This is a genomic window from Streptomyces sp. NBC_01717, from assembly GCF_036248255.1.
Classification (GTDB): domain Bacteria; phylum Actinomycetota; class Actinomycetes; order Streptomycetales; family Streptomycetaceae; genus Streptomyces.
Genome location: NZ_CP109178.1, coordinates 641,907 through 650,851 on the forward strand (window position 1 = coordinate 641,907; position 8,945 = coordinate 650,851).

11 protein-coding genes and 1 pseudogene are annotated in these 8,945 nt (G+C 68.4%); 7 read left to right on the top strand and 5 right to left on the bottom strand.

The annotated features are described in order from the left end of the window. Positions 1–95 precede the first annotated feature (95 nt). The 4 genes from OHB49_RS03165 to OHB49_RS03180 all read right to left on the bottom strand — a co-directional run bounded on the left by OHB49_RS03165 (position 96) and on the right by OHB49_RS03180 (position 2,004). Positions 96–347: a gas vesicle protein GvpG gene (locus tag OHB49_RS03165; RefSeq protein ID WP_030979109.1), complete on the bottom strand. Its 252-nt coding sequence runs from the start codon at positions 345–347 to the stop codon at positions 96–98. A gap of 9 nt (positions 348–356) precedes the next feature. Beyond that, positions 357–1,070, bottom strand: a complete 714-nt coding sequence (locus OHB49_RS03170) for a GvpL/GvpF family gas vesicle protein (RefSeq protein ID WP_329157717.1) — start codon at positions 1,068–1,070, stop codon at positions 357–359. 3 nt (positions 1,071–1,073) lie between these two features. Further along, positions 1,074–1,529 (bottom strand): gas vesicle structural protein GvpA, encoded by a 456-nt coding sequence (locus tag OHB49_RS03175; protein WP_030979113.1) that lies wholly within the window; start codon positions 1,527–1,529, stop codon positions 1,074–1,076. Positions 1,530–1,602: 73 nt separating this feature from the next. Beyond that, on the bottom strand, positions 1,603–2,004 hold the full coding sequence (locus OHB49_RS03180) for a gas vesicle protein GvpO (RefSeq protein WP_329157720.1): 402 nt from the start codon (positions 2,002–2,004) through the stop codon (positions 1,603–1,605). 448 nt (positions 2,005–2,452) lie between these two features. On the opposite strand from OHB49_RS03180, the gene OHB49_RS03185 reads away from it, so the two are divergent. Beyond that, a complete protein-coding gene (locus OHB49_RS03185; RefSeq protein WP_329157722.1) occupies positions 2,453–2,608 on the top strand; it encodes a DUF6131 family protein in 156 nt (51 codons plus the stop codon). 29 nt (positions 2,609–2,637) lie between these two features. On the opposite strand, the gene OHB49_RS03190 is transcribed toward OHB49_RS03185, so the two are convergent. Continuing rightward, the gene (locus OHB49_RS03190; RefSeq protein ID WP_329157723.1) at positions 2,638–3,207 is read right to left on the bottom strand and encodes a type 1 glutamine amidotransferase domain-containing protein; all 570 of its coding nucleotides are present in this window, start codon (positions 3,205–3,207) and stop codon (positions 2,638–2,640) included. Positions 3,208–3,856: 649 nt separating this feature from the next. On the opposite strand from OHB49_RS03190, the pseudogene OHB49_RS03195 reads away from it, so the two are divergent. The 6 genes and pseudogenes from OHB49_RS03195 to OHB49_RS03220 form a co-directional block, all read left to right on the top strand. Further along, positions 3,857–4,321 (top strand): annotated as a pseudogene (locus tag OHB49_RS03195) (zinc-binding dehydrogenase); the annotation flags it as partial. Positions 4,322–4,654: 333 nt separating this feature from the next. Continuing rightward, positions 4,655–5,029, top strand: coding sequence for a DUF2255 family protein (locus tag OHB49_RS03200; RefSeq protein WP_329157724.1), 375 nt, complete (start codon positions 4,655–4,657; stop codon positions 5,027–5,029). Positions 5,030–5,085: 56 nt separating this feature from the next. Then, the gene (locus tag OHB49_RS03205; protein ID WP_329157726.1) at positions 5,086–5,751 is read left to right on the top strand and encodes an SDR family NAD(P)-dependent oxidoreductase; all 666 of its coding nucleotides are present in this window, start codon (positions 5,086–5,088) and stop codon (positions 5,749–5,751) included. 285 nt (positions 5,752–6,036) lie between these two features. Continuing rightward, positions 6,037–6,246 (top strand): ferredoxin, encoded by a 210-nt coding sequence (locus OHB49_RS03210; protein ID WP_326746178.1) that lies wholly within the window; start codon positions 6,037–6,039, stop codon positions 6,244–6,246. Continuing rightward, entirely contained in the window at positions 6,236–7,609 is a 1,374-nt protein-coding gene (locus OHB49_RS03215; protein ID WP_329157729.1) for an NAD(P)/FAD-dependent oxidoreductase, read from the top strand. The genes OHB49_RS03210 and OHB49_RS03215 overlap by 11 nt, the downstream gene beginning before the upstream one ends. 31 nt (positions 7,610–7,640) lie before the next feature. Continuing rightward, complete coding sequence (locus tag OHB49_RS03220; protein ID WP_329157730.1) at positions 7,641–8,846, top strand: cytochrome P450; 1,206 nt, start codon at positions 7,641–7,643, stop codon at positions 8,844–8,846. Positions 8,847–8,945: the final 99 nt, after the last annotated feature.

Consider the following 8,945-nt stretch of genomic DNA (forward strand, 5'->3'; position numbering starts at 1 on the left):
CGGGTTCGTTCACGGCGCTGCACCTCTATCCCGGGTGTCCCGGCGTTGCGACGGGAGCGCCTCGCAGCGCTCCGGCTCTGCGGCAGCTGCCGCAATCAAGTGTCGGTGCCCTGGACATGGGCCCTGATCTCGTCCAGCCGGTCCAGCAGTTCGTCCTCGCGTCGGTCGAAGGTTTCGTCGTCGATGTCTCCCGCCAGCAGCGCCTTCTCGAGCTCGGCGAGTTCCCGCTCGACGGGGGCTGGGTCGTAGTACTCGTTCTCCGCGGTCTCGACGACGCGCTCCATGACCCAGGCCACGCCGCGCACCGGCGCCAGTGGGAGGGTGGCGAGTTGAGTGAACAGTCCCATGAGGACTCCCTAGACGAAACTGTATGCGGGCAACGGGCCGACGAGCCTGAGGTCGAAGTCCTCCCCCAGCTCCTTGGCGAGACCCTGCTCCTCGCTGAGGAAACTCTGCTCCTTGTCCCGCTCCACCAGAAAGGACACGCTCAGGAAGTCGTTTCCCGTCGCCTGCGACGAGCGTTCCTCCCGTGCGAACCCCCGCAGGGCATCGAGGACTCCAGCGGCGAGCCGGTCCTGCCTCTCCTGCACTTCCCGGGAGACCAGCTCGCCGAGGGCGAACGACAGGTCCGGGCTGCTGTTGCCGCTCCTGATCTCCTCGTTGAGCCCGCGCGCCTCGTCGGACTCCAAAAGGATCTCTCGTAGCAGGGCATCCTCGTCCTGGGCAGCCTTCAGGTGATACTCAACGCAACCTTCCAGCACCTGCAACCGCTCGGTGAACTCGTCCTTGCGGTCCTCCAGCACCGCTCGGACGGCGTCGTCGTCAAGAGTGGTGAAGCCGAACTGCAACGGTAGAACCGTGCCGTCGGCCATCAGTCGCTCCTGCACGGCCTGATGTGCGCCGAGGTCCCTGCGTTTGGGACGTAGGTCCTCGGGTGAGTCGCTCACGACCGCCGCCAGCTTGTCGGTCTTCACGGTGCGAAGGCTCGTGGGCGGGTTCCCTACCCCGTCGAGGTCGTCCAGGCGCTGCGGATGGTCGGCCGCGACGATGGAGTAGACGTATACGGCCATGGCTCACTCCTCACGACGTCGGGCGGCAGGCCGACGCCTCGGCCGCTCCCGCCTCTCCTCGGGCTCCTTGCGGCTCTCTTCGGACTCCTCGTCGTCATGCCCTCCCTTGAGCGCGTCGGTCACCGCTTCTGCGGCCCCGCTCAGGGCTCCCTTGGTCTTGCCGTGCGCCCCGCCTTCGGTCACTTCACCTACGAGGTCGGTCAGCTGGGCGGGTGCCTTGCGGCCCGACTCCAGGTCGAGGCGGTTACAGGCCTCCGCGAAGCGCAAATAGGTGTCGACGCTCGCCACGACGATACGGGCGTCGATCTTGAGGATCTCGATGCCCACCAGCGACACACGCACGAAGACGTCGATGACCAGTCCGCGGTCCAGAATCAATTCGAGGATGTCGTAGAGGTTCCCGGACCCTCCGCCGCCGCCCCTGGAAATGGTTCCTCCACCTTGCGGCACCACAGTCATGGTGCCTCCTTTCACGGCTCGCTCCTGGCGCGGCCGTTTCCGTTCATGCGGTGTTGCGTGGCATTCCCGAACCTCAGCCACGTGGGTCGATCTGCCCTCGGGTGTAGCGGCGGGTGCGCTCGTATGCGACCAGTTCACCCTCCTTGTCCAGCGTCACTCGATAACTCGCCATCACGCTCGTGGTCCCGGGAACACGTTCCAGCTCCATGACTTCCACATTCGCCTGCCAGCCTTCTTCCGTCGGCTTCAAGGCCGAGACGGACTCGGGTGGGCGACCAAGAAGCTCCTGGAGCTGCTCAGCCGCGTACCGCATGGCCCGCGGTGCCGAGAGCCGCCTGGACGTGCGCTTGGTTTCGCCTTCGCTCGTTCGGCTGCTCGCCCGTTCGGTGCTGGTTTTCCGGGCGCTTTTCTTGGCGGGCGTCTTGCTGGACGAGCGTCGGACGCGCTCAGTCCTGTCCTCTTCGCCTGCGGCCATGTTCCCTCTCCGGAATCGGAGACGACGAGTCGCTACCGCGCCACATTCACTGGGCGCCATTTCATGATATACAGCCTCGGTTAACCGTATCTCGGACTGTCTCGCACGGCCTGGGGACCGCCATCACTGCACGCAACGGCTGGTGGCCGCGCTGTGCAGTGTCGCGTGCAGGACGCGGGGCACGCTCGTTCGTCCCAGGCAGAGCCGAAGCAGGAAGAGAAGGCTGCTGCGCCGTCTCGTGCCCTCTGTGCTGCGTCGCTCGCTGCTTGCTTCTCGGAGCCGTCCGAAACGGCAGGCTCGTGGGGCGGCAGACGAATCCGGGAGACCGTCGCCGTCGGACGACGGGGCTTTTGGGGCCGGGCTTGTCCCCCCTTCCCCGAGCAGTTGCCCATGCGGCATATCGGGATCACAGTGGAAAGTGAACCTATATGCGAGATCGGAGCACGCTGTGATCGTTCTCGGAGTCATTCTGCTTGTCATCGGATTCCTGTTCGGAATCTCCATCCTGTGGACAATCGGCATCATTCTCGCCGTGATCGGGGTTGTCCTTTGGATCCTCGGATCGCTGGGGCACGCGGTCGCCGGTCGCAAGCACTATTGGTAGAAGCCGCGCAGCGGCAGGGCCAGTAATGGTCAGTGAGCGTTTACGGCGAGCGCTGCGTCGATCTCGCGGAGGAACGGCCCCAGGTCACCTGGATTGCGCGAGGTGATGAGGGGCCAGCCGCGGGAGTCATCCTTGATGACTGGCGCGTCGACCCATTCACCACCGGCATTGCGGATGTCGGTCCTCAGCGACGGGTAGGAGGTAAGTTTCTTGCCTTCGAGCACACCCGCTTCGACCAGGGCCCAGGGGCCGTGGCAGATGGCTGCTACGGGGCGGCCTGTCGACGTGAAGGAGCGGACGATCTCCGTCGCCGAGTCCTGCCGACGCAGCCTGTCGGCGTTCAACGTGCCACCCGGCACAAGCAGTAGGTCGTAATCGGCCGGGTCGACCTCCCTCAGAGTGAATTCGGGCCGAACGGTTTTTCCGGGGGCCTTGTCGCCGACGAGGGTCTGGACGTCGCCCGCTGACACGGCAGCTACATCCACATCCGCGCCCCAGCCCCGCAGGTGTTCGAGAGGTACCAGGAGTTCGTCCTGCTCGACACCGTAGTTCGTGACGATTGCCAGCACTTTCCGCATGCTCACGTCGTTGTCAGACATTTCCAGATCCTCTCGGGCCAGAACGGTCCGCCGGGAGCCATGTGCTGTCATGGAATCTCAGGTCCCGCCGACAGGGCCGCCTTGCTGCAGAGCGGGACAGTGCCATGGGTGTCGCACAACAGGGCCGTGCGGTGATCGCCCTCCGCCGCCTGGCCAAATGGCTCCGCCGCCGTACCGGGATGCGGCCTACGCCGCCCTGCCGGCGTTCGGTACGGGAACCTCGCCGCAGCTGGGCCCAGCGCCGTGCGGCTGAGGGGTCGGGGTGGCGAGACGGCAAGGGGCACCCTTCGTCAGAATGCCCGTCCGGCGCCCCGAGGGCGAGCGCACAGCGGGGGTGAGAGGCGGGAAGCCTCTGCGCTTGTCGGCGACCACGCGATGAGCTGGGAAATGGGGCTGTGGAACAGCGATATCTGCACCATGTTTCCGCTGGAGATCCGATCCGCCGGTTCGCCCGCAACGCATACCGGCACCGCAAAGTGTCGAAGGGCAGCCGGTCGTGAGCGATGGGCAGGAGCCACTCCGCCACTCGGCCGCACCGGTAGTGCTGCGCCCGTGCCGGATTGGACCCGCCGCCATTCGCAGTTGGCTGGATACGGTCAGGGCTGCTGCTCTTCGGTCCGCGTCGTGGTGGCCGTAATCGTGTCCTCGGTTGGGCGCCGGCCGCATCATCTCCATGTCCCGGCACGAGCCCCGGCAGAATCTGGCCCGCAAGTTCGGTGCCACCGACATCGTCGCCGGGCGCGGCGACGACGGCATCGCCCGCGTCAAGGAGCTGACCGGCGGTATCGGCGCCGACCGAGTGCTGGAGTGCGTGGGCACCGAACAGTCCATGCAGCAGGCGCTGCGCTCGACGCGGCCCGGCGGCAATGTCGGCTTCGTCGGCGTTCCCCACGGTGTGGCGATCGACGGCGAAGAGCTGTTCTACTCCCACGTCGGCCTGCGCGGCGGCACGGCACCCATCCGCGAATTCCTGCCGGACCTCATCGACCGGGTGCTCTCCGGCCGCATCGACCCGGGCAAGGTCTTCGACCTGGTACTACCGCTCTAGCAGGTCGCCGAGGGCTACAGAGCGATGGACGAGCGGCGCGCCATCAAGACGCTCTTCAGGCCCTGAGCCACAGCCGGTCGGCCCCTGCTCGGCCTTGCCCTGGTTCTCAGGGCCGGGCCGCATCGGCCGCGGGCAAGTCGGGGCACGGGCCGTTGCCGCCGTAGGCGGGCAGGACGCCTACGGCGGGGTGATCCTCGCGCGGCGGCCGGCCGGGAAATCCCGGATGTTCTTGGTGTTGTCCTTGTGTTGTTCTTGGTGCTGTCCACAAGATCCGGCTGAACCCCGTGCGCGAAAGGGGGTTCCGCCAGTACCTGCAACAACCTGCTGATCGCGGCCCGTCCGGTGCAGGCGGCCGGTACCGGGGCGATGATGCCGCGCAACTCGGAAGGAGGCCCACGGATGACCACCTGGACACCGGACGAACTGTCCCGTATCGCGAGCGCCGACGAACTGAGCATCCAACCCCGTCGCACGGACGGCAGCTTGCGCCCACCGACGCCGATCTGGGTCGTGCGCGACGGCGACGACCTGTACGTGCGCGCCTACCGCGGCCGCAGCGGCGCCTGGTTCCGCACCGCCCGGGCCACCCACACCGGCCACATCGCGGCCGGCGGCGTCGACCGGGACGTGACCTTCAAGGAAGTCGACGACCCGGCCCTGACGGAACGCCTGGACGACGCCTACCGCACCAAGTACGCCCGCTACAGCGCCTACGTCCCGCCCATGGTCGCGGACACCGCCCGTGCCGCGACCCTGCGTCTCACCCCCGGCTGACACCCCGTCCCGTCGCCCGCTCACCGCAGCAGCGGCCCCTTCGTGAGGAAGACACCATGACCACTGTCGCCATCATCGGCGCAGGCCCCGGCCTGGGCCTGGCCACCGCTCGCCGCTTCGGGCGCGAAGGCCACGACATCGCCCTGATCGCCCGCACCCCCCAGCACCTCGACGACCTCACCGCGGTCCTGGCCAAGGAGGGCGTCCGCGCCCAGGGGTTTGCCGCCGACGTCAGCGACCCGGATTCCTTGCAGGCCGCTCTGGACGCTGCCGCCACCCTGCTCGGCCCGATCGAGGTCTTGCAGTACAGCCCGATCCCCCACCGCGACTTCATGAAACCGGTACTGGACACCAGCTCCGGAGACCTGGCCGCCCCGCTCGCGTTCTCGGTGCACGGCCCCGCAACGGCCGTACAGCAGGTTCTGCCCGGAATGCGCCAACTGGGCCGCGGCACCGTCATCTTCGTCAACGGCGGCACCGCGGTACGCCCGCACCCCGACCGCGCCGGCACCTCCGTCGCGTTCGCCGCCGAGAGCGCCTACGGCCAAATGCTGCACGACGCGCTGCAAGCAGAGAACATCCACGTCGCCCAGCTGATCATCCCCGGCGCCATCACGCCCGGGGACCCGCGCAAGGACCCCGACGTGCTCGCCGACACCCTGTGGCAGCTGCACACCGGCCGCGGCCCCTACCGCACGTTCGCCGAACCCCTGGACGCCTGACCACCACCTTCCTTGCCGCACACCGATCCGGAGGTCACACCCCAGACCTGCCCACGCCACGCCACTGGTCCAATGGGCCAAGCATTTTCCCGACCTGCTGCGGGTCGGTGGGTTTCCGTCGGTGCTGAGCCCACGTCCTGCGGACCGCCTCCGTCACCCCTTGCAGGACCCGCAGAACGAGTACCGAGGTGGGCACCTGGTGCGACACGGGCGTGAAGGGCGCCCGGTGCGATACCGGCGTAGAAAGGTAAGGGGACGCCGGGACGACTCAGGGAGTGACCAGCCATGCAGATCGTTGTGGACCTCACGCGCTGCCAGGGCTATGCGCAGTGCGTGTTCCTCGCGCCGGAAGTGTTCGAGCTGCACGGTGAAGAGGGGTTGCTGTACGCCACGGCCGTCCCGGACGACCAGGTTGAGCGCGTGCGCCAGGCTGCGGCGGCGTGCCCGGTCCAGGCCATCCTCGCCGGCGAGGGGGTGAGCGCCCGTGCCCGGTGATCTGCGGGACGGCCGTATCGTCATCGTCGGCGCGTCGCTGGCCGGGTTGAGGGCCGCGGAGACGCTGCGCGACGAAGGCTTCACCGGCTCACTCACCGTGGTGGGGGATGAGCCCCACCCGCCGTACGACCGCCCTCCGCTGTCCAAGCAGGTACTGCTCGGCAAGGCGTCGGCGGACGCCACGGCGCTGCCGATGCGCCGGGATCCGGACGCCGACTGGCGGCTGGGAGTAGCCGCCACCGGCCTGGACCCTTTGGAGAAACAGGTGATGCTGGCCGACGGCGAGTCGCTGCCGTTCGACCGGCTGCTCATCACCACCGGGACCCGGGCGCGCCCCTGGCCGAACCCGGAGGAGGCCTCCCTGGACGGGGTGTTCACCCTGCGCACCAGTGACGAGGCCGGGGGCCTGGCCGAGCGGTTGGCCGCCGGGCCGGGTCGGGTGCTGGTGATCGGCGCCGGCTTCACCGGTTCGGAGATCGCCTCGGCCTGCCGCGAGCGGGGTATCGAGGTCACGGTCGCAGAACGGGGCCCCGCACCCCTGGTGGGCGCGCTCGGCGGCACCCTGTCGAAACTTGCGGCCGTCATGCATCGCAACCACGGCGTGGACCTGCGCTGCGGGGTGACGGTCACCGCCCTGCGCGGGGACGGGAACGGCAGATTCGTCGGTGCGGACCTGTCCGACGGAAGCCGTGTCGACGCGGACTTGTGCGTCGTGGCGTTGGGGGCGGTCCGCAACGTCGAGTGGCTGGCGGAGTCCGGGCTGGCAGCGGGTCCGCGCGGAGTCGCCTGCGACGCCGGGTGCCGGGCCTTCAACATGTACGGGATCGTCACCGACGACGTCTTCGTGGCCGGCGATGTCTCCCGGTTCCCGCACCCTCTGTTCGGGTACCAGATGCTCTCCCTGGAACACTGGGGCAACGCGGTCGCACAGGCCGAGGTGGCGGCCCACAACATGGTCTGCCCAGGGCCGCTGCGGCGCCCGCACCTCGCTGTTCCGACATTCTGGTCGACCCAGTTCGGGCTCAACATCAAGTCGGTGGGCGTGCCCACCTACTCCGACCACGTGGTCATCGCCCAAGGCTCTCTGGAGGCGCGCCGCCTGGCCGTGGTCTACGGCTTCCAAGGACGGGTCACCGCCGCCGTCACCGTCGACATGGCCAAGTCGCTCGACTACTACAAGCACCTGATCGAGACGGCCGCTCCGTTCCCGCCCCCGCCCGGCTCGGCGGACCGTGCGATCGCGGCCGACATCACGATTCCCTCCGACGTGCCGGACGCGAGCGGGCTGTCCCACGGCCCCACCGTGGCGCTCACCGGTCACCTGCCCGATCGCCGGCTGACGGTGGTACAGCCCACCCGCTGACCCACGTCCCGCCCAATCACGAGGAGCCACCATGGACTCCGAGACCTTGCTGGCTCGGATCACCGACTACGAGAACCGCCCCAACCCCTACCCGCTGTACGCGGAACTCCGCGAGGCCGGTCCCGTGGTGCGGCAGGCGGACGGCAGCTATCTGATCGGCACCTACCACGAGATCGCTGCTCTGCTCCACGACCCTCGGATGAGTGCCGATCCACGCATCCGCACGGCTCCGTCCCCGTACCCGGCCGGTGAGACGGTGAAGCCGCCGTTCCTGCGGCTCGACGACCCCGAGCACCACAGGCTGCGCACGCTGGCGATGCGCCCGTTCGGCCCGCCGCACAGCCCCGGCCGGGTCGACGCCATGCGCGGCGAGATCACCCGCATCACCGGGGAACTGGTCGAGGAACTCCGGGACCGCAAGCAGATCGATATCGTCGACGACTTCGCCTACCCCCTGCCCATCACAGTCATCTGCCGACTGCTCGGCGTCCCGCGCGAGGACGAGTCGCTGTTCCAGGCATGGACCGACGCCATCGTCGCGACTGCCGACATCGGGCCCGAGGAAGACACCACGGAACGGGACCAGACGGGCCGCCAGGCCCGGCAGGAGATGGGCCTGTACCTGGTCAACCTCGCTGAACAGCGCCGCGACCGGCCCACCGACGACATGCTCTCCGCCTTCGTCAACGAGCCGGATCCGGCCCTGCGGCTCAGTCAGGAGGAACTCGCGGAAACCACTGTGCTGTTGTTCATCGCGGGGCACGAGACCACGGTCAATCTGATCACCAACGGAGTCCTCACACTGCTGCGCCAACCCGAGCAACTGGACCACCTTCGTCGCGAGCCCGACCTGCTGCCACGGGCGGTGGAGGAACTACTGCGCTACGAACCCCCGGTCCACATGCGCGAGAGGGTCCCCCACGCCGACATCGACATCGCCGGCACCACGATTTCCCGAGGAACGTCCGTCGTACTGGCGCTGGCCTCAGGCAACCGCGACCCGAGGCGGTTCCACGAGCCCGATCGATTCGATCCCACCCGGCCGGACAACCAGCACTTCGGCTTCGGCAGCGGCATCCACCTGTGCTACGGCGCACCCGTCGCCCGCCTCGAGGCCGAGGCCGCACTCGGCGCGCTGATCCCCCACCTGAGCGCGGCAAGCCTGGCCCAGGACCCGCCCCCCTACCGGCAGAACGCCATGCTCCGAGGCCCCCGCCACCTGCCCATCCACCTGTGACTCGGCTGCGTGGCGGCCAACTGCAGCAGGCAGGAGTGGCGGTCCTTCGATACCGGACGAAGTACGCCGTGAGACCTGACGGCCGGCCACACCGTCGGC

Excerpts from the sequence above, each read along its gene's own strand:
- OHB49_RS03165 (WP_030979109.1), bottom strand. The coding sequence starts at position 347 with ATGGGACTGTTCACTCAACTCGCCACCCTCCCACTGGCGCCGGTGCGC.
- OHB49_RS03170 (WP_329157717.1), bottom strand. The coding sequence starts at position 1,070 with ATGGCCGTATACGTCTACTCCATCGTCGCGGCCGACCATCCGCAGCGC.
- OHB49_RS03175 (WP_030979113.1), bottom strand. The coding sequence starts at position 1,529 with ATGACTGTGGTGCCGCAAGGTGGAGGAACCATTTCCAGGGGCGGCGGC.
- OHB49_RS03180 (WP_329157720.1), bottom strand. The coding sequence starts at position 2,004 with ATGGCCGCAGGCGAAGAGGACAGGACTGAGCGCGTCCGACGCTCGTCC.
- OHB49_RS03190 (WP_329157723.1), bottom strand. The coding sequence starts at position 3,207 with ATGTCTGACAACGACGTGAGCATGCGGAAAGTGCTGGCAATCGTCACG.
- OHB49_RS03200 (WP_329157724.1), top strand. The coding sequence starts at position 4,655 with ATGACCACCTGGACACCGGACGAACTGTCCCGTATCGCGAGCGCCGAC.
- OHB49_RS03205 (WP_329157726.1), top strand. The coding sequence starts at position 5,086 with ATGACCACTGTCGCCATCATCGGCGCAGGCCCCGGCCTGGGCCTGGCC.
- OHB49_RS03210 (WP_326746178.1), top strand. The coding sequence starts at position 6,037 with ATGCAGATCGTTGTGGACCTCACGCGCTGCCAGGGCTATGCGCAGTGC.
- OHB49_RS03220 (WP_329157730.1), top strand. The coding sequence starts at position 7,641 with ATGGACTCCGAGACCTTGCTGGCTCGGATCACCGACTACGAGAACCGC.